Origin of the sequence: uncultured Veillonella sp. (assembly GCF_963551295.1) — a bacterium.
Taxonomy (GTDB): Bacteria; Bacillota; Negativicutes; order Veillonellales; family Veillonellaceae; genus Veillonella.
Genome location: NZ_CAUVFT010000003.1, coordinates 36,445 through 61,862 on the forward strand (window position 1 = coordinate 36,445; position 25,418 = coordinate 61,862).

26 protein-coding genes are annotated in these 25,418 nt (G+C 38.2%); 25 read left to right on the forward strand and 1 reads right to left on the reverse strand.

Annotated features, from left to right (window positions below):
• The first annotated feature begins 109 nt into the window (after positions 1 to 109).
• The 20 genes from RYO55_RS01160 (at position 110) to RYO55_RS01255 (ending at position 21,197) form a co-directional block, all read left to right on the forward strand.
• On the forward strand, positions 110 to 3,019 hold the full coding sequence (locus tag RYO55_RS01160) for an insulinase family protein (protein ID WP_314983801.1): 2,910 nt from the start codon (positions 110 to 112) through the stop codon (positions 3,017 to 3,019).
• 80 nt (positions 3,020 to 3,099) lie between these two features.
• Entirely contained in the window at positions 3,100 to 4,074 is a 975-nt protein-coding gene (gene gluQRS, locus RYO55_RS01165; RefSeq protein WP_314983803.1) for a tRNA glutamyl-Q(34) synthetase GluQRS, read from the forward strand.
• A gap of 131 nt (positions 4,075 to 4,205) precedes the next feature.
• Positions 4,206 to 4,580 (forward strand): CoA-binding protein, encoded by a 375-nt coding sequence (locus RYO55_RS01170; RefSeq protein ID WP_314983804.1) that lies wholly within the window; start codon positions 4,206 to 4,208, stop codon positions 4,578 to 4,580.
• Positions 4,581 to 4,589: 9 nt separating this feature from the next.
• Entirely contained in the window at positions 4,590 to 4,910 is a 321-nt protein-coding gene (trxA, locus tag RYO55_RS01175) for a thioredoxin (RefSeq protein WP_004696229.1), read from the forward strand.
• A gap of 383 nt (positions 4,911 to 5,293) precedes the next feature.
• Positions 5,294 to 5,725, forward strand: coding sequence for a division/cell wall cluster transcriptional repressor MraZ (gene mraZ, locus RYO55_RS01180; RefSeq protein WP_004696227.1), 432 nt, complete (start codon positions 5,294 to 5,296; stop codon positions 5,723 to 5,725).
• A gap of 9 nt (positions 5,726 to 5,734) precedes the next feature.
• On the forward strand, positions 5,735 to 6,667 hold the full coding sequence (gene rsmH / locus RYO55_RS01185; protein ID WP_314983805.1) for a 16S rRNA (cytosine(1402)-N(4))-methyltransferase RsmH: 933 nt from the start codon (positions 5,735 to 5,737) through the stop codon (positions 6,665 to 6,667).
• 21 nt (positions 6,668 to 6,688) lie between these two features.
• Positions 6,689 to 7,093 (forward strand): cell division protein FtsL, encoded by a 405-nt coding sequence (gene ftsL, locus RYO55_RS01190; RefSeq protein WP_004697156.1) that lies wholly within the window; start codon positions 6,689 to 6,691, stop codon positions 7,091 to 7,093.
• A 55-nt stretch (positions 7,094 to 7,148) separates the two neighbouring features.
• Entirely contained in the window at positions 7,149 to 8,633 is a 1,485-nt protein-coding gene (locus RYO55_RS01195) for a UDP-N-acetylmuramoyl-L-alanyl-D-glutamate--2,6-diaminopimelate ligase (RefSeq protein ID WP_314983806.1), read from the forward strand.
• Between the two features lies 1 nt (position 8,634).
• Positions 8,635 to 9,993: a UDP-N-acetylmuramoyl-tripeptide--D-alanyl-D-alanine ligase gene (gene murF, locus RYO55_RS01200; protein ID WP_012864509.1), complete on the forward strand. Its 1,359-nt coding sequence runs from the start codon at positions 8,635 to 8,637 to the stop codon at positions 9,991 to 9,993.
• Positions 9,994 to 10,049: 56 nt separating this feature from the next.
• A complete protein-coding gene (mraY, locus tag RYO55_RS01205) occupies positions 10,050 to 11,036 on the forward strand; it encodes a phospho-N-acetylmuramoyl-pentapeptide-transferase (RefSeq protein ID WP_295815718.1) in 987 nt (328 codons plus the stop codon).
• 83 nt (positions 11,037 to 11,119) lie between these two features.
• The gene (murD, locus tag RYO55_RS01210) at positions 11,120 to 12,490 is read left to right on the forward strand and encodes a UDP-N-acetylmuramoyl-L-alanine--D-glutamate ligase (RefSeq protein ID WP_314983807.1); all 1,371 of its coding nucleotides are present in this window, start codon (positions 11,120 to 11,122) and stop codon (positions 12,488 to 12,490) included.
• Entirely contained in the window at positions 12,490 to 13,599 is a 1,110-nt protein-coding gene (gene murG, locus RYO55_RS01215) for an undecaprenyldiphospho-muramoylpentapeptide beta-N-acetylglucosaminyltransferase (protein ID WP_314983808.1), read from the forward strand. The genes murD and murG overlap by 1 nt, the downstream gene beginning before the upstream one ends.
• Before the next feature lie 14 nt (positions 13,600 to 13,613).
• On the forward strand, positions 13,614 to 14,996 hold the full coding sequence (gene murC / locus RYO55_RS01220; protein WP_314983810.1) for a UDP-N-acetylmuramate--L-alanine ligase: 1,383 nt from the start codon (positions 13,614 to 13,616) through the stop codon (positions 14,994 to 14,996).
• Positions 14,993 to 15,925, forward strand: a complete 933-nt coding sequence (locus tag RYO55_RS01225) for a D-alanine--D-alanine ligase (protein ID WP_101928360.1) — start codon at positions 14,993 to 14,995, stop codon at positions 15,923 to 15,925. The genes murC and RYO55_RS01225 overlap by 4 nt, the downstream gene beginning before the upstream one ends.
• A 28-nt stretch (positions 15,926 to 15,953) precedes the next feature.
• Complete coding sequence (locus RYO55_RS01230; protein ID WP_295815707.1) at positions 15,954 to 16,808, forward strand: cell division protein FtsQ/DivIB; 855 nt, start codon at positions 15,954 to 15,956, stop codon at positions 16,806 to 16,808.
• Positions 16,809 to 16,836: 28 nt separating this feature from the next.
• Positions 16,837 to 17,532: a DUF881 domain-containing protein gene (locus RYO55_RS01235; RefSeq protein WP_004697175.1), complete on the forward strand. Its 696-nt coding sequence runs from the start codon at positions 16,837 to 16,839 to the stop codon at positions 17,530 to 17,532.
• Positions 17,529 to 17,873 (forward strand): small basic family protein, encoded by a 345-nt coding sequence (locus tag RYO55_RS01240; RefSeq protein ID WP_004696202.1) that lies wholly within the window; start codon positions 17,529 to 17,531, stop codon positions 17,871 to 17,873. The genes RYO55_RS01235 and RYO55_RS01240 overlap by 4 nt, the downstream gene beginning before the upstream one ends.
• Positions 17,874 to 18,011: 138 nt before the next feature.
• Complete coding sequence (ftsZ, locus tag RYO55_RS01245; RefSeq protein WP_004697140.1) at positions 18,012 to 19,052, forward strand: cell division protein FtsZ; 1,041 nt, start codon at positions 18,012 to 18,014, stop codon at positions 19,050 to 19,052.
• 80 nt (positions 19,053 to 19,132) lie between these two features.
• The gene (locus tag RYO55_RS01250; protein ID WP_004696198.1) at positions 19,133 to 19,702 is read left to right on the forward strand and encodes an outer membrane beta-barrel protein; all 570 of its coding nucleotides are present in this window, start codon (positions 19,133 to 19,135) and stop codon (positions 19,700 to 19,702) included.
• A gap of 247 nt (positions 19,703 to 19,949) precedes the next feature.
• The gene (locus RYO55_RS01255) at positions 19,950 to 21,197 is read left to right on the forward strand and encodes an aminotransferase class I/II-fold pyridoxal phosphate-dependent enzyme (protein WP_314983814.1); all 1,248 of its coding nucleotides are present in this window, start codon (positions 19,950 to 19,952) and stop codon (positions 21,195 to 21,197) included.
• A gap of 129 nt (positions 21,198 to 21,326) precedes the next feature.
• Here the strand turns inward: RYO55_RS01255 and RYO55_RS01260 are convergent, their stop codons facing one another.
• On the reverse strand, positions 21,327 to 21,596 hold the full coding sequence (locus RYO55_RS01260; protein WP_295815691.1) for a DUF896 domain-containing protein: 270 nt from the start codon (positions 21,594 to 21,596) through the stop codon (positions 21,327 to 21,329).
• A 123-nt stretch (positions 21,597 to 21,719) separates the two neighbouring features.
• Between RYO55_RS01260 and nth the strand changes: the two genes are divergently transcribed.
• The 5 genes from nth to RYO55_RS01285 all read left to right on the forward strand — a co-directional run bounded on the left by nth (position 21,720) and on the right by RYO55_RS01285 (position 25,416).
• On the forward strand, positions 21,720 to 22,355 hold the full coding sequence (gene nth / locus RYO55_RS01265; RefSeq protein ID WP_295815689.1) for an endonuclease III: 636 nt from the start codon (positions 21,720 to 21,722) through the stop codon (positions 22,353 to 22,355).
• 1 nt (position 22,356) lies between these two features.
• The gene (locus RYO55_RS01270; protein ID WP_314983815.1) at positions 22,357 to 23,802 is read left to right on the forward strand and encodes a hypothetical protein; all 1,446 of its coding nucleotides are present in this window, start codon (positions 22,357 to 22,359) and stop codon (positions 23,800 to 23,802) included.
• 104 nt (positions 23,803 to 23,906) lie between these two features.
• A complete protein-coding gene (locus RYO55_RS01275; protein ID WP_005386267.1) occupies positions 23,907 to 24,176 on the forward strand; it encodes a YdbC family protein in 270 nt (89 codons plus the stop codon).
• Positions 24,177 to 24,255: 79 nt separating this feature from the next.
• Entirely contained in the window at positions 24,256 to 24,453 is a 198-nt protein-coding gene (rpmE, locus tag RYO55_RS01280) for a 50S ribosomal protein L31 (RefSeq protein WP_295815684.1), read from the forward strand.
• Positions 24,454 to 24,510: 57 nt separating this feature from the next.
• Positions 24,511 to 25,416 carry a DUF1385 domain-containing protein gene (locus RYO55_RS01285; RefSeq protein WP_298711864.1) on the forward strand — a complete coding sequence of 302 codons (906 nt, stop codon included), beginning with the start codon at positions 24,511 to 24,513 and terminating at the stop codon, positions 25,414 to 25,416.
• Positions 25,417 to 25,418 lie beyond the last annotated feature (2 nt).

Genomic DNA, 25,418 nt, shown 5'->3' on the forward strand with positions numbered 1-25,418 from the left:
GTTTTGTAATTCGATAATTATTCTTAACATCTATATATAGAGTCATCGATATGATATAATAAATTATTCAGAGAGAAATAATTATATTAGTATAGAAAGAAGGGACAGCATGGAAATAAATAAGGTTTATTCTGGCTTTCGCCTTGACCGCATTGAGCGCATTGATGAGATCAATGGTACCGCTTATGAAATGAAACACGAAAAGTCTGGTGCACGTTTAATTTATATTGATTCACCAGATTCTAATAAAGTATTCAATATCGCTTTTAGAACAACACCACATAATAGTACTGGTGTAGCACATATTATGGAACATTCCGTTTTATGTGGTTCTCGTAAGTTTCCTTTAAAAGAGCCATTTGTTGAGCTTGTTAAGGGGTCTTTAAACACGTTCTTGAACGCTATGACATATCCTGATAAAACGATGTATCCTGTAGCCAGCAAAAACGATAAAGACTTCCACAATTTGATGGACGTATATCTTGATGCTGTATTGTATCCACGCGTTCGCGATGATGCAGAAATCGTGATGCAAGAAGGTTGGCATTATGAACTAGATAATGCGGAAGATGAACTTACCTATAAAGGTGTTGTATTCAATGAGATGAAGGGGGTTTATTCCTCTCCGGATTCCGTTCTAGAACGCCAAATGATGCGTGAACTTTTCCCAGATACCACTTATGGTGTTGATTCTGGTGGAGATCCTGACCATATTACAGACTTAACTTATGAAGAGTTCCAAGAGTTCTATCGAGTTCATTATCATCCGTCCAATAGTTATATTTTCCTTTATGGTGATATGAATATTGAGGAGCAATTGGCATTCTTGAATGATGAGTACTTAAGTCATTTCGATGCTATTGAGGTTAATACAGAGGTTGGCTTACAAGCTCCATTTACGGAAGGTAAGGTGGTGAGCTATCCATACAGCGTAGGTTCTGAAGAACCTACAGATAACCGTACTTTACATTCTTTTGCCTATGTTTTGCCTGATGTAACACCTGAGCATAGTTTAGCTTTTGAGGTCTTAACACATGCATTGTTAACATCTCCTGCGGCTCCTCTTAAACAGGCTTTGGTGAAAGCAGGTATCGGCTCTGATGTAAGTGGTTATTATCTTGATAGTATTCGTCAACCAATGTGGACCGTGCAAGCAACTGGTTCCAATCTCGATAAACAAGCTGACTTGCAACGCATTGTTGAGTCTACATTGCAAGAACTTTGTGATAACGGTTTAGATAAAGAATTATTAGAAGCTTCCTTAAATAGTATTGAGTTTGCTCTTCGTGAAAGCGACTTTGGTGGTCGCCCAATCGGTTTAGCTTATGTTATTCGTATGATGGATAATTGGCTATATGACAATGATCCACTGGAGCTATTACACTACGAAGAAGCATTAGTGAATATTCGTAAAGGCTTATCTGGTACGTACTTTGAAGATTTGATTCGTCAATCTATCTTAAATAACAATCATAAAGTGCTTGTTTCTATTTATCCTGAACGTGGTCTTCAAGAGCGCAAGGATGCAGAGGTTAAAGAGCATTTAACTGCTGTAAAAGCTAAGATGTCTCCAGAAGAAATCGAAGCAATTGTAGAGCAAACAAAACGACTTAAACTTCGTCAAGAAGCGCCAGATAGTGATGAAGCGTTAGCGTCGATTCCATTGCTTGAATTATCTGATTTAAATCCTAATATTGAAGAGGTAGAGCGTCGTGAAAGTAAAATTGGCAACACTACAGTACATTTTGTACCTACTTTCACAAAAGGTATCAACTATGTAGGCCTTTACTTTAATTTAAGTTGTCTTACAGAAGATGAGTTGTTCTATGCCGATATTCTAAGCGATATTATCGGTCGTATCGACACATCTGAACGTGGCTACGAAGCATTGGCGAAAGATATCAATATGAATCTTGGCGGTTTAAGCTCAGATATTACGGCTATTAGCAAAGATGGTAAGCGTGATGAATTTACACCTCTCATGATTGTTCGAGCTAAAGCCTTGCATTCTAAATTACCTGACTTATGTCGCTTGATTAACGAAGTAGTACAAAAAGCAGATTATAGTAACGATAGACGCTTGACTGAACTTGTTCAAGAAAGCAAAGCTATTTGGGATAATGAAGCATTTCGTCGTGGTAATTCCATTGTAAGTCAACGTGTTATGGCACAAGTATCTGCAGTTGGTAAATTTAGAGATAATGGTAACTTTGGTTATTATCAAAAGATTAGTGAATTGGCTTCTAATCCTGCGGCATTACCATTGTTGCCAGATAAATTAGCTGATGTGGCTCGTAAGATTTTCCGTGCTAATAATGTAGATATCATGTTCGTTGGTGAAGAAGGCGAATTAGAAGCCTTTGAAAATCTCATGAAACCATTGATTGAAACTTGGGATACTACTGAGTTAAGTAATGATACACTAAAGATTACACGTTTGTCTGGTAATGATGGTATCGTTACAGCTGGTAAGGTTCAATACGTAGCTCAAGGTGGTAACTTTGTAGACCATGGGTATAAACACGTAGGCCCAATGAGTGTATTGGAAACGATTTTACGTTATGAATATCTTTGGATTCGTATTCGTGTACAAGGCGGTGCTTACGGAGCTTTTGCAAACTTCTACGACGATGGTAATATGATTTTCTGTAGCTATCGCGATCCAAACTTGGTAGAAACATTAAATGTATATAAAGAGTTACCTCAATACCTTCGTGAGTTCACATTGACTGATCGTGAGATGCGTAAATATATTATCGGTACTATGAGTTCTTTAGATTTACCAATGACTCCTGCATTGCGTGGTCCACGTGCGATGGGGATGTATTTTAGCGGTACTAAACTAGAGGATAAGGTAGAGTTTCGTAAACAAGTTATCGCTTGTAAACCAGAGGATATCGTTGCTTTAGCAGATGTGGTTGAACCTGTATTGAAGGACAATCATATTTGTACAATGGGAAACGAACAAAAAATTAAAGATGCTGGTAAGGTATTCGATAACATTATTTCTCTAGGATAATCGTTTTATATTATTTATAGTGGCATATTCTGTGTAAATTTACGGGATATGCCACTTGTTTTGTACTGTAGGAGGGCATCATGAAAGGTCGATTTGCTCCAAGTCCCACAGGATATATCCATCTCGGCAATGTGTGGATAGCCCTCTTATCTTATGTTTCTACGAAACAACAAAAAGGGCAGTATGTTGTGCGAATGGAGGATATAGACACCCAACGCTCTAAACGTGAGTTAGGGGAAGCGCTATTAGATGATTTAGAGTGGCTAGGATTTGAATGGGATGAAGGACCTCGTGTTGGTGGACCAGAATCAACGTATTGGCAAAGTGAGCGACAAACATATTATAGAGACATATTAGAACATCTTGCATTAGAAAAACTAATTTATCCTTGCTTTTGTAATCGTACAAGGCTCCAGTCTATTGCTTCGGCGCCCCATGTTGGGGAAATAATTCATCGATACGATGGACACTGTCGTCATCTAGAGGATACATTGATAAAAGAGTATATGACGTCTAAGGAACCATCTTTGCGTTTAGCCGTTAATTCCTGTGATATAGATTTCGTAGATCGCTGGCAAGGCTTTCAACATATTCATTTGGAAGGTGAATTAGATGATTATGTATTGCGTCGTGGTGACGGTATGTATGCCTATAATTTAGCTGTCGTACTGGATGATATTGCTATGGGGATAACGGAGATCATTCGTGGAGACGATTTACTAGAGACTACGGGGCAGCAAATATATTTATATAAAACATTACAATCTAGTTTTACATCTAAAAATATACAAATACCTTCTTATGGACATGCTCCATTATTAATTGATTCTGAAGGGCATAAATTATCTAAACGACAAAAAAGTATTACTATTCGTGAATTACGTGAAAGTCAATGGTCTCCTAATAGAATTTTAGGTGAACTAGCTATTGCCGGCGGCTTAGTTGAAGTGCATACATTATGTCGTAGAGAAATCAGTTTATCTGAATTAATTGAGATTGATTTAAATTTACCTAGTCTTAGTCAGAAAACGATTGAGATAGAAATCAAAGCATAGAGCAAAAAATGGTATTGCTTTATGTTATAGGATGCTTGCTAAAAGAGAATAATTCTTTAACTATATAATTCGATATAATATATTGACAATATTCGATATTTATTTATAATAGTATATAAGAGGTGGTCGAAATGACAATTCAACAAGCTTTAGATCAAAAAGTATGGGCCGTTATTGGAGCTACCCATAAAACCGAAAAGTTCGGTTATAAGATTTATAAATGTCTTAAAGATCACGGATATGAAGTATATCCAGTTAATCCTAATATTGCAGAAATAGATGGAGACACCTGTTACTCTAGCCTTTCTGCACTTCCCGTTGTGCCTGCTGTGGTAGATTTTGTTGTGCCAGAAGCAGCGGGATTAGCTGCACTTGATGAATGCAAAGAACTTGGCATTTCTATTGTGTGGTTGCAACCGGGGGCGGATAAACCATTTGTTGTTGAAAAAGCACATGCTTTAGACTTGCATGTCATTCAAGATTGTGTATTAGTTCAATTACCGTAGGAGGGTACAATGAGCGAATTAAAAGACTTAAAAACTGCTGAATATCAAGATTTAGTAAACCAAGGTGGTGTTACTGTTGTTGACTTCTGGGCTCCATGGTGCGGTTATTGCGTACGTATGATGCCAATCATTGAAGAAATTGCAGGTGAGCTTGAAGGTAAAGCTAACTTTGTAAAAGTAAACGCTGATGAAGAACCAGAATTAGCACGTAACTTACAAGTTGAAGTATTGCCTACATTCGTTATCTTAAAAGATGGTGAAGTAGTAGACCGTAAAATTGGTTTCTTACCTAAAGGCGATCTTCAAGCGGCTATCGAATCTAAATTCTAATACTATAATTAAAACTATATAAATAGAGGAAAACCTCATCAATGTATGTGTTGTACATTGATGAGGTTTTTTGTGCTTTTTTGAATATAGTCCTAAATATCTTTAACTTTTATGAGTTGCTAAACATAATACATCTAAAAGTGGGGATTATATCCATCTGAGGAGTGGTATTTCACCATTGTGGTGGAGAGTGGTTTAAATTGATTAGTTTTAAATATTTAATCGAACATATGTATTGTAGAAAAGCGGAGAAAAATAAAGATTAAACAAGAAAAATATAAAAAAGTGGGATAAAAATGGATTTTTTATTGTGAAAGGTGGGGAATTGTGGTAGAATTTACCATATAGTGGTGGATAAGAAATAGTGAAAGGCGGTGATACGTATGTTCATGGGCGAATATAATCACACTATTGATACAAAAGGGCGGATGATTATACCTGCGAAAATACGTGAACAACTAGGCGATTTGTGTATCGTTACAAAAGGCTTAGATAACTGCTTGGCTATTTACACCGAAGAGGCGTGGAAAAAAATTTCTACTGCTTTACAATCACAATCCTCCACTAAAGCTAGCGTGCGTGCCTTAAAACGTTTTGTTTTTGGTAGTGCTGCTGAACTTGAATATGATAAACAAGGTCGTGTCCTCATTCCTGTACCACTACGTGAATATGCAAGCCTTGATAAACAGGCTGTTATTGTAGGTGCTGGGGACCACGTTGAAATTTGGAGTCGTGAAAAATACGATTTCTATGATGAGCAAGTGGCTGAAAGCATGGAAGAATTAGTTGAAGGGCTTGAAGGGATTATGTTATAGGAGGCTATGATGGAATTTAATCATACTAGCGTACTCTTACGTGAAACGGTGGACTCCGTCGTAACTAATCCAAAAGGCATTTATGTGGACTGTACCCTTGGTGGGGCAGGACATGCTCACGCAGTGGGCGAGATGCTAGACCCAGAAGGCATGATTATAGGTTTAGATCAAGATGAAGATGCTTTGAGTGTAGCTCGACAGCGTTTATCTGATTTGAAATGTCAGGTGTTAACAATACCTACAAACTTTTCTAACTTAAAAGAAGCCCTCCGAAATGCGGGCATCTATGAAGTAGATGGTTTTATATTTGATCTTGGCGTATCAAGCTATCAACTAGATACCCCTGAACGAGGTTTTTCATATATGAATGATGGACCTCTTGATATGCGTATGGATAAAGATGCACCTCTCACGGCAGAGGAAATTATTAATGAATATGACAGTGAACAATTACTGCAAATTATCCGCGACTATGGGGAAGAACGATGGGCTAAACGGATTGTTGAGTTTATTGTTGAAGCACGCCAAGAAAAAAGAATTACTACTACTGGTGAGTTAGTTAGAATTATTAAGAATGCAATACCTGCAAAGGCGCGACAAGATGGACCTCATCCGGCAAAACGGACGTTTCAAGCTATACGTATTGAAGTAAATAGAGAATTAGCAATTTTGCATGATAGTTTTGTAGATGCTATATCGATGTTAAAACCAAAGGGAAAGATTGGAGTTATTACATTTCACTCCTTGGAAGATCGAATTACAAAGCAAACTTTTAAAGAGTTAAGTACCGCATGTATATGTCCTCCACAATTGCCTATGTGTGTTTGTAATCACAAGGCAGTCGTAAAGACAAAAAATAAGGCTATAGAGCCAAGTATAGGGGAGATTGAAGTTAATCCGAGGGCTAGAAGCGCTAAATTGCGCGTAGCAGTAAAGTTGTAGAATTGGAAGGGGTTAAGTGTTATGTTAGCGAGAAAGGCTGTTGTGGGCCAAGTAAAAGGTGATATGTTGGTCATTGCACAAGGAAGAAGACGTAGTGCAAACGTAGCTTTAGATTTAAGCCCTATGATGTGGCAAGTTGTATATGGTATTGCTGCATTAGTTGCATGCTTGCTTATCATGATGGTTATGAATGCATACAGTACAAAGTTGGGCTATGAGGTAGTTAAAACACAGCAAGCTGTAGTACAATTAACAAAAGATAACGATGCATTGGACGTTGAAGTGGCTTCTTTGAAGTCTCCTGTACGTATCCAACAAATCGCAGAAGAACAACTAGGAATGGTTTTGCCTGATTCTTTTGTTTATAGCACAAAAAGCGCTGTTACTGAACGTAATGTACAAGAGAAACAGCAAATTATAGACTAGCAGGCGAAGCAGCTCGTATTGGGCTGCTTTCCTTTGCGTGTAAAGGAGATTGTATATGAAACACTTACAAGATATAGTAAAAACCTTACATGCACCGCATGTAGAAGGTAATACAGCTGTTGAAATTTTAGATGTTACTGCTGATTCTCGTGCTGTAAAAGCAGGTAGTTTATTTATTGCTTTAGATGGTGCCACTGTAGATGGTCATAACTATGTAAATAAAGCCATTGAGGCTGGTGCAGTAGCTGTACTAGTATCTAAACCGGTGGAGGTAAGTGGTGATGTTTGTGTTATCACTGTTGAAGATACACGTGCGGCTATGATGGTCTGTGTACCGTACTTTTTTGATTATCCAGCCAACTCTATGCGCATGATTGGCGTTACTGGTACTAATGGTAAAACGACTACGAGTCATATGATTCGTCATATTTTGAAAGCTCAAGGTCATAAGGTTGGTGTAATTGGTACCGTTCATATTATGATTGGTGATACATCATATCCGATTCATAATACGACACCTGACGTAGTAGATTTACAACATATCTTGTATCAAATGGTGCAAGAGGGGGTTACACATTGCGTAATGGAAGTATCTTCCCATGCATTGGCTTTAGGACGCGTATCTGGTGTTGAGTATGATACGGCAGTATTTACAAATCTTACACAAGATCATTTAGACTTTCACAAAACATTTGAGAATTACTTAGCAGCTAAATGTAAACTATTCGAACAAATTAGCAAACCAAACCAAATAAAATCTGGTAAGGGTGCTGTTATCAATATTGATGATGCCTATGGGCATCGGGTTGTTGAAAAAACCACAGCCCCTATCATTACCTATAGTATTGATGGAAATGGTACGCTGAATGCGCATGATGTAGATATGACTCCTAAATCTAGCCGTTACACTGTATCCTATGACGGACATGACTATTCGGTAGCTATGAATACAACGGGCTTATTTAATATGTATAATACATTGGCGGCTATTGGGGCGTGCCTTTTGGAAGGTATTTCCATGGAAGATATCGATAAAGCATTAAAAACATTTAGCGCTGTACCTGGGCGCTTTGAGTTGATAGAAGAAGGTCAACCATTTGCTGTTGTTGTAGACTATGCACATACACCGGATGGTTTAGAAAATATTTTACAAACAGCAAAGGCGATTCAAGAGAATCGTATTATCGTAGTCTTTGGCTGTGGCGGGGACCGAGATGCAACCAAACGCCCTATTATGGGGCGTATTGCGGCACAATATGGTGATGTTGTGTACGTTACATCTGATAATCCGCGTACAGAAGATCCTGTACAAATTGTTAAAGATGTGGAAGCAGGCGTTAAAGAAGGGCTTCGTGAAGGCTCTTATTATGAAGTTATCGTTGATCGTCGGGAAGCGATTCAACATGCAATACAAAATGCAAAACCTGGGGATATTGTACTGATTGCAGGTAAGGGGCATGAGGATTACCAAATCTTAAAGGATAAAACGATTCATTTCGATGATCGTGAAGAGGCGCGAGCAGCACTCAAGGAGATTTAATATGGCAGAATTTACATTGTCTCAAGTAGTGGAAGCCACACAGGGGACAAGTGCACATACCGACAATATTAAGTTTTTAGATATATCTACTGATACGAGAACTATTGAATCGGGATTTTTATTTGTAGCATTAAAAGGCGACACTTTTGATGGTCATGATTTTATCAATACGGCTATTGAAAAAGGTGCCACAGGAGCTATCGTTGAAAAAGGACGTGCTGTAGAAGGCATTGCTTGTATCGAGGTAGACAATACTTTGGTAGCATATCAAAATTTGGCACGTTATCATCGTCGCCGTTTTGATATTCCTGTAGTTGCTATTACCGGTTCATCTGGTAAGACTACAACAAAGGAAATGGTGGCAGCCGTACTTGGTACAGAATTTAATGTATTAAAAACTGAGAAAAACTATAATAATGAAATTGGCTTACCAAAAACCTTGTTACGTTTGACCGCTGAGCATGAAGCCTGTGTTGTTGAAATGGGTATGCGTGGCCTCGGCCAAATTGAAGAACTGGCGTTGATTGCAGAACCAACGATGGGGATTATTACCAATGTTGGTACTAGTCATATCGAACTTTTAGGTTCTCGCGAAGCCATTGCTGAAGCAAAAGGTGAGTTGATTCGTTGCTTGCCTGAAAATAGTGTGGCTATCCTTAATGAGGACGATCCATATGTAAAAGCAATGGATAGCTTAGCTAAAGGTAAAACTATTACGTATGGTATTGAACGTAATGCTACCTGTATTGGTAGTCATTTGCGCTATAAAAAAGATGGTATTAAGTTTACCTGTAAGTGTTATGATGAAGTGTTTGATATCTTCTTGCCTATGATTGGTGAACATAATGTATATGATGCATTGGCGGCTATCGTCGCAGGCCGTGTGTTAGGCATAAAATCAAATACAATTCGTAAAGGTTTGAGCGAGTTTACTGGAACTCCAATGCGTCAAGAAATCGTTCCGTTTGAAGATATTGTTATCTTAAATGACGCTTATAATGCAAATCCATCATCCATGGCTGAAGCGATTAAAGCTCTTGGTCAATTGGAAGGTAAACGTAAAATTGCAATGCTCGGCGATATGCTCGAGCTCGGCGACTTCTCTGAAGAAGCACATCGCGAAATTGGTCAATTACTTGCTGAAGAAGGATATAGTGTTGTATTTACCTTTGGTGATGCTGCTGCCTTTATTGCAAAGGAAGCGAAAAAAGCAGGTTTAACTGCATTCCGTTGTAAGAGTCATTTAGAAATGGCAAACGCATACAGTGATATTCGTGAAAAAGGGGATGTTATCCTTGTGAAAGGTTCCCGTGGTTTACGAATGGAGCGCGTTGTTGAAGAATTAAAGGATCGAGAATAATAGGTAACGGCTAGTTATATCTAGCCGTCCTATTTATTAATAAGTAGAGGATTCATATGATAAATCACATTCTGTTAGCCTTCGTAGCGACTTTCATCATTACGGTAGTGCTAGGTAAAATTGCTATTCCTATGTTGCGTTCTTTGCACGCACAACAAAGTATTCGTGAAGAAGGCCCTGAAAGTCATCAAGCGAAAGCAGGTACGCCAACAATGGGCGGTGCTTTCATGATGGTAGCCCTTGTTATTGGCGTGGCATTGTTTGCACCATGGAATGTGGGCACAGGTATGTTATTATTTTTAACACTGGGTCATTGTTTATTAGGTTTTTTTGATGATTTTGTAAAAGCAGTAAAGAAACGAAATCTTGGTTTAACAGCGAAGCAAAAATTACTTGGACAATTTATATTGGCTGCCGTATTCTGTTATTGCATTACTGAGATTATGGTTGTTCCTACCACATTATGGATTCCTGTTGTAGATATACAATTACAATTGGGATGGGGGTATTATGTATTGGCATTCTTGATTATTGTAGGAGCTACAAATGCAGTAAATTTAACAGATGGTCTTGATGGTCTTGCTGGTGGTACATCAGCAGTGGCGGCGATAGCATTCTCTGTTATTGGCCTGATGGCTGTATCGATGACAAATTCTATCGGTGCTGAAAGTGTTGCGTACTTCGGTGCTATTATAGCAGCTGTATGTCTTGGCTTTTTGGTATATAATGTGAACCCTGCAAAAGTATTCATGGGGGATACAGGCTCTTTGGCATTAGGCGGTGCCTTTGCAGCAATGGCTATTTTAACTAAAACAGAATTGTTACTTGTGGTGATTGGCGGCATTTTTGTTATGGAAGCATTATCTGTTATTATTCAAGTTATTTCTTTCAAAACACGTGGTGTGCGTGTATTTAAGATGAGTCCTATTCATCACCATTTTGAACTTTCCGGATGGGCAGAACAAACAGTTGTTAATCGTTTCTGGTTTGGTGGAGCTGTTTTAGCCGTTATTGGTGTGCTTTTAGCGACTATAACTTTATAAGATAATACTTAACGGAAGTTGTAAATAATGGTATGCTTATTAGACAGGATACATTAATTTTGTAGATAATTTAGGTGATATAGATGGAATACGGAGATAAACATATACTTGTTCTTGGCGCTGGAGCCAGCGGTATAGGTGCATCTTGGGTATTAGCCCAAGTGGGTGCGCATGTTGTGTTAAATGATTATAAACCCATGACACTGCCTACGGCTGAGGAGACACGACTCGTTGCAGCAGGGGTAACTATTATTACAGGATGTCAAGATGAGTCCTTGCTAGATGGCGTGGATCGTATCGTTATTTCTCCAGGTATTTCTTTAGATATTCCGATTGTAAAAGCAGCACAGGCTCGTGGTATTGACGTGGTCAGCGAAGTAGAATTAGCTTATGAAGTATCTAAATCACCTATCGTAGCTGTTACTGGTACAAATGGTAAGACTACGACAACAACTTTATTAACTAAGGTTCTAGAAGGCTCTGGAAAACCAGTTCGCGTCGGTGGGAATATTGGTGATTCCCTTAGTGAAGTGGCATACTCTATGCCTGCAGATGGTTTTTTAGTAGCCGAATTATCTAGTTATCAATTAGAAACGATCAAGCATTTTAGACCTATTGGGGCTATTATGCTCAATGTTACGCCCGATCATTTGGCTCGTCATAAAACGATGGAAAACTATATTGCTGCTAAGGAACGCATCTTTGAAAATCAATTGAGTACAGATTTTTTAGTACTTAATATTGATGATCCCATTGTAGCCGATATGGAGCACCGTGCGGCTAGCCATATTTTACAAATTAGTCAAAACCGAGTTGTAGAGAATGGCGCTTATTATGCTGATGGGCAATGTTATATTGCTAAAGATGGTATAGCAAAATCTGTTATTGGAAATGAAGATATTCATATTCCAGGCCGTCATAATATTGAAAATATATTGACCGTTATTGCTTTATCCTATGCGTTGGGCGTACCCGTAGAGACAATTCATCGCATTATTAGCGAGTTTCATGGAGTTGAACATCGTTTAGAGCGCGTTAAGACGATTGGTGGTATCACATTCTATAATGATTCCAAAGCCACTAATGTAGATTCTGTGATTAAAGCATTAGAATCCTTTGATCAACAAGTTATTCTATTAGCTGGTGGCCATGATAAAATGACGCCTTTAGAAGATTTCATGGAGTTAGTTAAAGAGAAGACTAAAGCTGTTATTTTCATGGGGGAAGCGGCAGATCGTTTCGAGACGGCTGCAAAAACGGCTGGTGTGAAGCCGATTTATCGTGCTTTATCCATGAAGGATGCAGTAGAGAAAGGCTATAAATTGGCAGAGACGGGCGATATTGTGCTATTATCTCCGGCTTGCTCAAGTTTTGATTGGTACAGCTGTTTTGAAGAGCGTGGAGATGATTTTAAACGTTGTGTTCATATGTTGCAAGAGGGAGGACACCATTAATGAAACGTATTATTATTTCAGGTGGTGGTACTGGTGGACATATATATCCAGCAATAACTATATATAAAGAAATCATGAAACAAAACCCTGATGCAAAGGTGTTATACGTTGGCACCAAACAAGGCCTTGAGGCTACATTAGTTCCTAAAGAAGGAATTGATTTTAGTACAATTCCTGTGCAAGGCTTGCAGCGTCAATTATCATTAGGTACCATGGTCACGCTAGGTAAAACTGCTTTAGGTATTGTGAAAGCTAATGCCATAATTTGTAAGTTTAAACCTGATGTAGTTATTGGTACTGGAGGTTATGTATGTGGTCCTGTTCTCATGGCTGCAGCATTACACAATATTCCTACTTTAATTCAAGAACAGAATGTCATAGCAGGCATTACTAATAAAATTTTGAGTCGTTTTGTTGATGTGGTAGCCTTAGGCTATAAGGATGCGGAAGCATCATTTTCTAAAGCAAAGCGCGTAGTCTACACTGGTAATCCTGTTCGTCCAGATGTGTTAGTTGATTCAAGAACAGCGGGACGTAACTATTTCAACTTAAGTGATGATACCTTCACAGTACTCATAGCTGGAGGTTCTCGAGGGGCGAGAACTATTAACAATGCTATGATAGATGTACATAAACACTTCCAAGGTGTAGAAGGTATTAAATTAATTCATATTACGGGAAACGGAGAATATGAATCTGTTTTATCTCAATTAGGTATTACCGCTGGGGATGGTTTAGGTAGTTCATCTTTGATTTTGCCGTATTTACATGATATGCCAAAAGCACTAGCAGCAGCCGATTTAGCAGTCTTTAGATCTGGTGCTATAGGTCTTGCGGAATTAGCAGTTCGCGGTATTCCATCCGTATTGATACCGTATCCATATGCAGCGGAAGATCATCAAACCTATAATGCACGTATCTTTGTACAAGAAGGGGCGGCGCATATGATTGTAGATAAAATGTTGAGTGCTCACGATTTAATAGGGGAAATCGAGATGTTTATGGCCAACCGTGATTTGTTGGCACAAATGGGAGATCGAGCATTGCAATTGGGGAAACCGAATGCGGCTCATGATATTGCAAAATTAGCTTTATCTATTGCAAAGTAATAAGGAGAGGTTTTATGTTAGACGGTATTCACAAGATTCACCTTATCGGTATTGGTGGATCTGGTATGCGTGCGATAGCGAATATTTTGATTCAAAAAGGTTATGATGTATCTGGCTCAGATGTAGCTGAATCTGCAGTGATTTCTAAATTTAGAGATATGGGTGCCACAGTGCATATCGGTCATAATAAAGAATATGTAAATGGTGTTGATGCCATAGTTCGTTCTACAGCGATTCGTGAAGACAATCCTGAAATTGTTGCTGCTAAAGAGCAAGGGATTACCATTTTACACCGTTCTGATATTGTAAAGGCTGTGTTAGATGTGACAGATGGTATAGCAGTAGCTGGTGCGCATGGTAAAACATCTACAACCTCAATGATTGGACAAATTCTGGTGGAGGCTAATGCGGATCCTACGGTAATTATTGGTGGCGAAGTAGATTATCTTAAAGGTAGCAGTTGTCTTGGTAAAGGACATTTTTCAGTTGTGGAAGCGGATGAGAGCGATGGTTCATTTTTGAAATTGCGTCCACATACTATCGTTATAACTAATATTGAAGATGATCATATGGATCATTATAAAACTATGGATAACTTATTAAACGCTTTCTGTGAGTTCGTCAAAACGTTACCAGAAACGGGTAAGGCTATCGTATGTGGTGATAATGAAAATATTCGTTATGTTATGAGCCACGTAAAGCGTACTTTTATTACGTATGGGTTAGAGGATAATAATGATTATGTAGCAAAAAATATTCATTATGTGGACTCTTCCTTGGTATATGATGTATATCATAAAGGCATTAATATAAGCCGCATCAGCTTGCGCGTGCCAGGAGAGCATAATGTATTAAATTCCTTGGCAGCCTTTATTGTGGCTCATGAATGTTGCGGTGTAGAGAATCGCTTTATTACAAAAGCGTTAGGTAAATTTATCGGTGCAAAACGACGCTTTGAAACAAAAGGTCATGTTGGTGGAGTCTGGGTTGTCGATGATTATGCACATCATCCAACAGAAATTAAAGCGACCTTAAGAGCAGCAAAAGAGCTTGAAAAACATCGCGTTATTTGTGTGTTTCAACCGCATCGGTATACACGTACAAGCTTATTGAAAGATGAATTTGCCACTGCTTTTACCAGTGCTGATGAAATATATATGACAGATATTTACAGTTCTGGTGAAGATCCGATTGCAGGTATCGATGGACGTACTATTCCTGACGCTGTTGAAGCCGCTACACATAAGGTTGTACATTATGTACCATCTGTTGACGACATACCGGCTGTATTGGCAAAAATTGTGCGACCTAATGATCTGGTTATCACAATGGGGGCCGGTTCTATTAATCAATATGGACCCAAATTATTAGCTATATTGGAGGAAGGCTTACAATGAAAGATAGAAAAATAATCGTATTGATGGGTGGCCCTTCCAAAGAGGCTGAAGTATCTCGCCGTACTGGCGCTGCTATTGCGGAAGCACTCGAAAGCAAAGGGTATAATGCGCAAACATTAGAACTTAATCCTCGTACTGTTTTAAAAGATATTGAATCCTTAGGCGGAGAGATTGTATTTAATGCAATTCACGGCCGTTATGGTGAAGATGGCGCATTACAAGGCTTGCTTGAAATGGCAGAAATTCCATATACTGGATCGGGCATCATGGCTCATGCGGTAGGAATGAATAAAAAAGTAAGCAAAGATGTTTTCAAAGGGGCTAATATTCCAACAGCTACTTCTGAATCCTTTAATGGTAATTTAGAATCTGCAGAAGCTATTATAGGACATATTCGTAGACAGTTTACGATTCCTGTAGTGGTGAAATCTGCTACTCAAGGCTCTAGTATTGGCGTTACCATCGTTCGTGATGAGGCACAATTGGAGGCTGCTGTTACAGAAGCGCTAAAATATGATCCGATTCTTGTAGTAGAGCAATTTCTTGATGGTCGCGAATTTACAGTATCCGTTCTTGACGGAAAGGCATTGTCAGTAATTGAAATACGTCCACATTCTGGGGAGTATGACTATACCAGTAAATATACTGTAGGTGCTACAGAATATTTAGTACCTGCGCCTATTAGTGAAGAAATGACTGCTGAGATGCAACGCATAGGGGAACTTGTGTATCGCGAAGTACAAGGCAGTGGGGTTATTCGTGTTGATATTATGACAGATCATGCAGATAATATGTATGTTCTAGAATACAATACTGTGCCAGGTATGACGGCAACGTCTTTAGTACCAAAGGCAGCTAAAGAAATGGGAATTGACTTTCCAACATTATGTGAAAAGATTCTATTAACAGCTAGTATAGGGAAATTTTAAGGGCTGAATAGAACATAAGGAGTTATCTATGGATGATAAGCAATACCATCCATCCAACTCTGGGGAGATGCAGTCTTCTACACCTGTTCAAGATGAACGGGCTGTATTTAGAAAACGAGTGTTAAAAATCGGTGGTGCAGTTACTCTCGTGTTGGTGGGATTGTTTACACTACCTATTCCTTTTGGATCCTTAAAAATTATAGGGTCGGATAAGGTAACTGTACAAGATGTAATGGTAGCAGGGGATATTCATGAACCTGTAAATATATTGCAAATTAGTACAGAGAAATTAAAAACTAGATTGGCGAAAGACTTACGGGTTGAAGAGGCCCAAATTAGTTATCAATTGCCATTTACAATGGTTGTTCGTGTCATAGAGCGCAAAGCTGTTGCAGTTGTACCAGCTCAGTTTGGTTATTTAACACTTGACAGTAAAGGTCAAGTGATTGCATCAGAGCCTGCAATACAAGATACGTCGGTACCAATGATATCAGGTGTTAAGGCGGGAAATATTTTGTTAGGTGATACCGTTGTTGATAAGCCCATTTTAGCGGCTCTTGAATACTTAAACTCTCTTGATGAGAGCACCTTCAAGACTATTGCAGAAGTCAATATAGGAGATCCTGATGCAATAATGGCTTATACCGTATCGGGGGTGCAAATTAGATTAGGGGATAGTAAAGACTTACCTAAAAAAGCCGAGTTAACTCAGTCTATGTTACAAGATATTAAGACAACACATAGCAATGTACAATATATAGATGTTAATGTTTCATCACCATATATAAAAACTGATGTAATACCGGAAGTTAAAAAGCATCAGACTGGAACAAAGACAACAGAAAATTCATCTACTAAGAAGGATGATAAAAAAACAAGATAAACAAGGTCATGTTGAAGATAAAAGGTAGATGATTGTCGTGAGACACGAACGGTGGGCAATAGCCTTAGTCAGTTGTATATTGGGTTTCATGGTTGTTACTCAATATAAGATGACTCAAGATAATATAGAAGAAAATATCCGTTTACAACGGGCTGGTGATTTAGCCGTACAATTACGAGAGGCTCAAAGTGAACGTGATGCATTGTTAAAACAAATAGAAGAACTTAAACAGTCTGGTGCTAGTAGCAATGTTAAAGCAGATGAACAGTTGATGATGAAAGCAGCTTTAACTAATGTTAAAGGTACGGGTGTTAGTGTATTAATTGAGGATAGCCTAAAGCCTATTCAAAGTGGTGAAAATCCTAATTTATATGTGATTCATGATGAAGATATTTTACGTATTGTTAATGAATTGCGAGCTGGTGGGGCTGAGGCGATAGCTATCAATGATCAACGTCTCATAGGGACTTCTGAAATACGATGCTCTGGTCCGACTATTACTGTGAATGGTAAGGTTTTTGGGGCGCCTTTTACAGTTAAAGCGATTGGTGACCCAAAAACATTAAATTCTGCGCTCACCATGCGAGGCGGTGTGGTGGATTCCTTGAAACACTGGGGCATAAAGGTAACCATAAAGGAAGAAAATGAAATAGCTATTCCAGCTTTTACAGGAACCTTCAGAGAAGAACATATAAAGCCTAATGAAACAGGAGGTAAAGAATGAATATTTATATCTTTGCCATTGTTGGTTTAATTGTAGGTACTACATTAGGGTGGCTTTCACCATTTCATATACCTATAAGTTATGCAAATTACACATCAGTCGCTGTTCTGGCTGCACTAGACGCTGTATTTGGTGGTAGCCGGGCTGCATTGGAACGAACCTTTGATCTTAGTAATTTTGTGCTTGGGTTCTTTTCAAATGTTGTGTTAGCTGTTATTCTTGTATATGTAGGTGACCTTATAGGAATTAACTTATATTACGTAGCTCTTATTGGCTTTGGTCTACATGTATTTATTAATGTAGGCGCTATACGCAAGATTATTATGACTAAGCGATTCTAATAAATCACATTCTATATAGTGGAAAGTTTTTAAATTTTAGTGTAAAATAAATGTAATTGTTATAAGATTGTCAGTATATAAATCGATACATTGGGACGTATATTGATACGATAGATAACGATAAGAGGAGGAAGTTCAATGTCTGATTTTGCAAATATTAAAGTTATCGGTGTTGGTGGCGGCGGTAATAACGCTGTTAATCGCATGGTAGATAGCGATCTTAAAGGTGTTCAATTTTTATCCGCTAATACTGAAAGCCAAGTGCTTGAATTATCTAAAGCGGATGTAACGATTCAAATTGGCGAGAAGGTTACAAAAGGTCTTGGTGCAGGCGCAAATCCACAAATCGGTGAAGAGGCTGCTCAAGAAAGCCGCGAAGAAATTATTAAAGCTCTTGAAGGTGCTGATATGGTATTCGTAACTGCCGGTATGGGTGGTGGTACTGGTACAGGTGCTGCTCCTATCGTTGCAGAATGTGCTAAAGAAATCGGTGCATTGACAGTAGGTGTCGTTACTAAACCGTTCGCTTTTGAAGGTAAACGCCGTCGTGCACAAGCGGAAAAAGGCATTGAATTCTTGACTCAAAAAGTAGATACTATTATCGTTATTCCTAATGATAAATTGTTGCAAGTTGTAGATAAAAAATGTTCCTTAAGCGATGCATTCCGTACAGCTGATGATGTACTTCGCCAAGGTATCAAAGGCATTTCAGACCTGATTCAAGTTCCTGGCTTGATTAATCTTGACTTTGCAGATGTTAAAACTATCATGACTGAACAAGGCGAAGCATTGATGGGTATCGGTGTTGGTGAAGGTGAAAACCGTGCTGCCGACGCTGCGAAAATGGCAATTAACAGCCCATTGTTGGAAACATCTATCGATGGTGCAAAAGGTATCTTACTCAATATTTCCGGTAGTGCTAACTTAAGCTTGTTTGAAATTAATGAAGCTGCGGAAATTATTTCTGAAGCGGCGGATCCTGATGCAAATATTATCTTTGGTTCTGTTATCGATGAAAGCTTAGGCGATACAGTTCAAATTACTGTTGTGGCAACTGGTTTTAATTCAAATACTAAGAATGTACCTGAATTCGGTAAAACAACAACTACATCCCGTCCGGCATCCACTACAAATACTAACAGTGGTATCCCTGATATCCCTGTATTCATGAAACGCTAATTTATAGATTGTATAATTATTATACCTATCAATTAGTAACTTATTAAGACATACCGTTGGTATGTGTATAGGAGGTAAAAATGAAGAAATTAGTATTATTAACTTTAGCAGCTACAGTTGTAGCCGGCAGTGCATTTGCTGCAGCGCCTGTAACAAAAATTAGTGATGGATCCACTAAAGTACAAGCTGATTATGCTTTTAAACAACACGTATCTAACGGTGGTGGCAATAGCAATGATGGTTTCGGTGTTTCTTTACAACACGACCTTTCCAATAAAGCTGCATTACAATACTCTTACGATAAATTAAATGCAAAAAATGGCGATATTAAAGATCATCAATTAGCATTGGTTTATAAGGTACATCCAAATGTAAATCTATATGGTGCAGGTACTGCGATTCGTACAAATGATACTGAACTTGGTTTCCAAGCCGGTGTTATCGGTCATGTACCTTTGACTAATAAAGTAAACGGCTTTGCTAAGGCTGGTTGGGGTAATGATATTAAGCAAACTTATCAAGTAGGTGCTCAATATGAAGTACGCCCTGATGTAGATTTGAATGTATACTATGGCTATGATAAATATAGCGTAGATAGCAATGATAAAACTGCAAAAGGTTTACACGCTGGTGTAGGCTACTCCTTCTAAGGATGATAAGGACCACTCTTTTGAGTGGTCTTTTTTTATATATTTACTGTTTTTTGTATATTTGTTAACTATTTTTCCTAAATAAGGTACTTAATTTATTTTATATATATTTAATAAGTGTTGAATTACTAATAGTTAGTTAAATCTTCTATGTATACAATATATTTACTGAATATACGTTGTATATTTAAATCAGTTTAGGTATGATAAATATGTAATATTCATTTCAGATAGGATGGTGCAAGTTATGACAAGTGTTGCTGCAAAGCATGCAAAAGGAAAAAAATTAAAAGACGTGATCTTCGTAACTGCTGGTCAAGCTCAAGCTGATGCTAAAGAAAATGGCCGTGAGAATGTTGTAAATGGTACTTTAGGTGCTATTCATGATGAAGAGGGAAACTTAGTTTTTCTTAAGACCGTTAAAGAAGAATATTTGAGTCTTTCAGATTCTGAACATGTTGGTTATGCACCAATTGCGGGTATTCCAGATTTTTTGTGCGCTGCTGAAAAAGAATGTTTTGGTAATTTCCGCCCAGAAGGACATATTCGTAGCATTGCTACTGCAGGTGGCACTGGTGGCATTCATCATTTGATTCATAACTACACAGAGCCTGGTGATGAAGTATTAACAGCGGATTGGTACTGGGGTGCCTATCGCGTGATTTGTAGTGATGTAGGTCGTACACTTGTTACATATTCTTTATTTGATGAACATAATAACTTTAACCATGAAGCATTCCAAAATCGTGTAAATGAATTGGCGGCTAAACAAACAAATGTGGTTGTTATCTTTAATACGCCTGGTAACAATCCAACTGGCTACTCCATTGAGGATAAAGATTGGGATTCTATCCTTAATTTCTTGAAGGATCTGGTTGCTATTGGTCGAAATAATGTGATTATTGGTATTGATGTAGCATATCTTGATTACTCTGGTGAAAAAGATGAGGTACGTGCGTTCTTCAATAAATTTAGTCACTTGCCAAAAGAAATTCTCACCTGTGTATGTTATAGCTTATCTAAAGGATTCACTATGTATGGTCAGCGCGTTGGTGCGATGATTGGGATTTCTGATGATGAAGAAATAGCTGATGAGTTTTTTGAAGTTAACAAATCTACAAGTCGTGCTACATGGTCTAATATTTGTCGTCCTGCAATGCGTACAATGGCCAATATTGTGGCTGATCCAGCTAAGTTTAAGGAATATGAAGCTGAACGCAATTGTTATTATCAATTAATTCGCAATCGTGCTGATATCTTTAAACAAGAAGCAGCACAAGTAGGACTTCCTATGTTACCTTACCGGGGTGGCTTCTTTATTACAATTCCTACAGACTCTGCGAATGCTATCTGTGAAGAATTGAAAAAAGAGCACATCTATGTAATTGCATTAGCAAATGGTATTCGTATAGCAGCATGCGGTATTCCTAAATGTCAAATGACAGGTCTAGCTGAAAAAATTTATAATGCCATGAAACGTCTTGGTAAATTATAATACATAAGTAAATTATACTAAAAACCACTTGATACATGTATCAAGTGGTTTTTAGTATGTAGATATAAATTTGATTGAATAAATAAAAAAGAATATTAGTAATGTAATCAATTTTGTTTATTTGTTACATTAGTGAATATCTTTATGCTCTTTAATGTCTTGATCAGCTTCTTTTGCCAAGTTTTCAAGCGCTCGTTTAGGAGCGGTTCTTTCACCTGTTTCTGGGTCTATAAATTCAACGCGGTCCAAGGTGCTTGTAATTTGACCACGAATGAAGCTTAAGTAGATTTCGTATAGTTCTTTTTTTTCTGCTACTTCCTCTGTCGTTAATTCTTGACCAGATTTTTTCTTTGCAGCTAGTTCATTTATTCGTTTTAATGTATCGTTAATATTACTCATATGCGCCTCCTGTATTCTATATTAGAATAGCATGTTTTATTATAACATAGAACTTAATGAATACGTATGGTAAGATATAAGTTGTACGCGTCTGTACTTTCACAGGTGAGAAAGGAGAACTGTATGCGTGTAACAAAAGCGATAAAGGCAGAGCAGTTGAAACTGTTACAAGAGCATTATTTTGATGCAAAACCTGCCCTTGAGTATACAAATGAATTCGAATTATTAGTTGCTGTAGTTTTATCTGCACAATGTACGGATGAACGGGTCAATATTGTTACTAAACGATTATTTCCTGAACTTAATCATCCTGCAAAGATGCTTGAAATTGGAGTTGCTAAGTTAGAGACTCTTATTAAAGATTGCGGCCTTTATAAGTCCAAGGCAAAAAACTTAATAGCTACTTGTCAGATTTTAGTTGACCGATATCATGGAGAGGTACCTCGTAAATTTGATCAACTCGTTGAATTGCCTGGTGTAGGGCGTAAAACAGCAAATGTAGTTGTATCTGTTTTATTTGGTACACCAGCCATTGCGGTAGATACACATGTATTCCGTGTGTCTAATCGATTAAAATTAGGTATTGCGAAAACGCCGGAAGAGATGGAACAAAAGTTACAAAAGGCAATCCCAAAAAAGGACTGGGCTGCTGCACATCACTGGTTAATCTATCATGGCCGTAGATTGTGTAAGGCTCGTAAGCCTTTGTGTGATGAATGTTTCTTAAATCATGTATGTCCTTCTGCAGGAAAGGTTTAATATGAAAGTAAACAATGAAGAATTTATTACCCTTTGTGCCGCACATGGTATTGAAGGTATTGATATTGTAAATGAATTAATGCGTTTTAAAGTGCTAGATCAATTGATTTCTAGTAATGCTAGCTCCCGTGAGTGGGGTGTAACGGCAGATGATTTATATACGTTAGCAGAAAAATCCACAGTAGAATCCTTTGGTCCTGTACCATATGATTTGAATACATTCCAAACTCTTTATGGACCATCCTTTAGAGTGGAATTGTTTGATTTCATTAGCGATACAGGAATTTTAGATGGACTCGACGTCGGCACTATTTGGGAGACTCCTGTTCGTGAAAGTATCGAATCTCATAGCAAAACGGGAGAACTCGTTCTCTACGCTTATGTAGAAGAATATGCAGGTATGATTGAAGAGATTCTTCAATCATATGAAGATAAAAAAGTCGTTCTTTATACGGCTTCTCCAGTGTGTTATAGCATTTTGACACGTTTATATCCAATGGCTCAAATTATTAATCAATGGCCTCATCGTAGCTATTTTGATCATATTTTTACGGGGACGGTTGGTATGTTCCAATCCTCTGAAGATATTGTGGAAGAAGTGGCTAATGGACTACATAATCTTGTTCCAGAAGGAACTGCACAATTATTCTTACCTGCTACAATGGCACAAAACCAATTGGGTTTGAACAATATGGCATTGCAATTCTTCTTGAACCAAAAGCGTGTGGAAGTTATTCGTGAATGGACTCCATTAGGAGCCTATGAAATTGTATATGGCAAATATGATGTTAAAAAGATGCGTGTTGGTCTTCGTGAACGCGTAGGGGATGAGTGGAAAACAATTAACTATATTCCATTGCCTCATGGCGTATTTGCTCAATTACCAGTATTTACGGTGTTAAATTATGGATTGTCTTTACGTTCTATTTTATTACCAGGTGTTCAAACTGATGTAGCTTTGGGTCAAGATGGTATTTACTGCATTGATAGCCGTGTTTCTGAATTAGGTCGTAATGCTCTAATTGAAAGTGGAGCATATTTCCTTACATTTAAACGCTATACGGATCATGTTGACGTAGATATTACTACAGAGGCACCTACAGAGGATATTTATTGGATGTTCCCTGATGCAGAATTAGCATATATGTGGTATGCCTATTTCTGTAGCACTACGGGGCAAACATTAATTCAAGAAATCTCCATGCTTGTTCAAACAGATGAATCCTTCGGCTATATGCTTAGCAGCGTACGTCGTCGCGTATTAGATGTAAAGGATGAAGCCCAACTAATTGAATCTGTACAGGCTGCTGACGAGGCATATATCAAGGCTGTTACGGAGGCTACAACGAGTTGGAAAAAGACAGTAGATTCATTAGGTGCACAAGTTATGCCGCCTACAGCATCTATTGATATTGAAGATTACAGCGACTATAAAAAAGAATTGTAAATCTTAAACTTTTAGTTTAAAATATAGCGTATCCTAAAAAATACGAACTACTAAATATAGTAGCTATGAAACATAGTACACGAATGTGTAAGAAAGGAGGAGCCATGGCAGTTATTAATTTTGAAATCTTCAAAGTTATCGGTACTTTATCTGAAGATAAAGATGGTTGGAAAAAACAATTAACTTGTACTAGTTGGGGCAAATACAATCCTAAGTTTGATCTTCGTGCTTGGGATAGTGAATATACAAGCATGAAGAAGGGTATTACCCTTTCTTTAGAGGAGCTTATTGCATTGCGAGATATCCTCAATGAAAGCGACTTGGAGACTATTCTAGCGGAATCTATTGAAGAAAAACAAGCCTCCAAGGAATAGCATTGGCAACTTGCATTTGCGCATATGTCATGCTATAATCTATAAGAATAATATTGATTGCTGGAAAGAGGTGTATAGAATGAAACAAGGTATTCATCCAGACTATAAAGAAGCTACAGTAACTTGCAGTTGTGGCAACACATTCAAAACTGGCTCTGTAAAAGGTGACCTTCGCGTAGACGTTTGCTCCAAATGTCATCCGTTCTTCACAGGTCAACAACGCGCAGCTCAAGCTCGTGGTCGTATTGAACAATTTAACAAACGTTACGGCAAATAATTTGTCATGTAATGTAGCATCTATTGGCAGGGCTATGGGCTCTGCCTATATTTGTTTATGAGAGGAGCTCTTGTGAACGCAGAACGTATTAAAAAGTTTGTCGGTGGACAAGCTGTGATCGAAGGTGTCATGATGAGAGGCCCTGGCTATACGGCAACAGCCGTACGTGAGCCTGCGGGAACTATTGTAGTCCAAAAAGAGGCTACTAAATCCATTGTTGACACATACCCAATCTTGAAAAAACCATTTCTTCGTGGCTGTGTAGCTCTCTACGAATCTCTAGTGATTGGCATGAAGGCTTTATCCTTCTCCGCTAAGGCCGCTGGTGATGAAGAGGAAGAAATGTCTAATAGTGAAATTGCCATTACCATGGTTATTTCAACAATTTTTGCGATAGCTGTATTTTTGGCATTGCCAACATTTATCGTAAAATTCATTCCTGGTGTACAGGATAATCATGTAGTATTAAATCTCATTGAAGGTGTCATTCGTTTAGTTCTTTTCCTACTTTATATTTGGGGGATTGGTCTCACGAAGGATATTCAACGAGTTTTCCAATATCATGGGGCAGAGCATAAAACGATTCATACTTATGAACTAGATTTGCCTCTAACTGTAGAAAACGTTCGTCAACAAAGTCGCTTACATGCGCGATGTGGTACAAACTTCCTACTTATCGTTATGGTGGTGAGTATATTTGTATTTGCCTTCTTAGGATGGCCTAATTTGTTGGAACGTATTGTGAGCCGCGTACTTCTCATGCCAGTTGTAGCTGGTATTGCGTACGAGGTCATTCGTCTTGCTGGACGTAGTGAGCATTCCTTTGTGAAAGCTATCATTAAACCAGGTCTTGTATTGCAATACATGACGACTCGTGAGCCAGAAGATGATCAAATTGAAGTAGCTATACGAGCTCTAGAAGAGGTTCGTCCTCCTGAGAGTGACGCATATGAAGAGGAATAAAC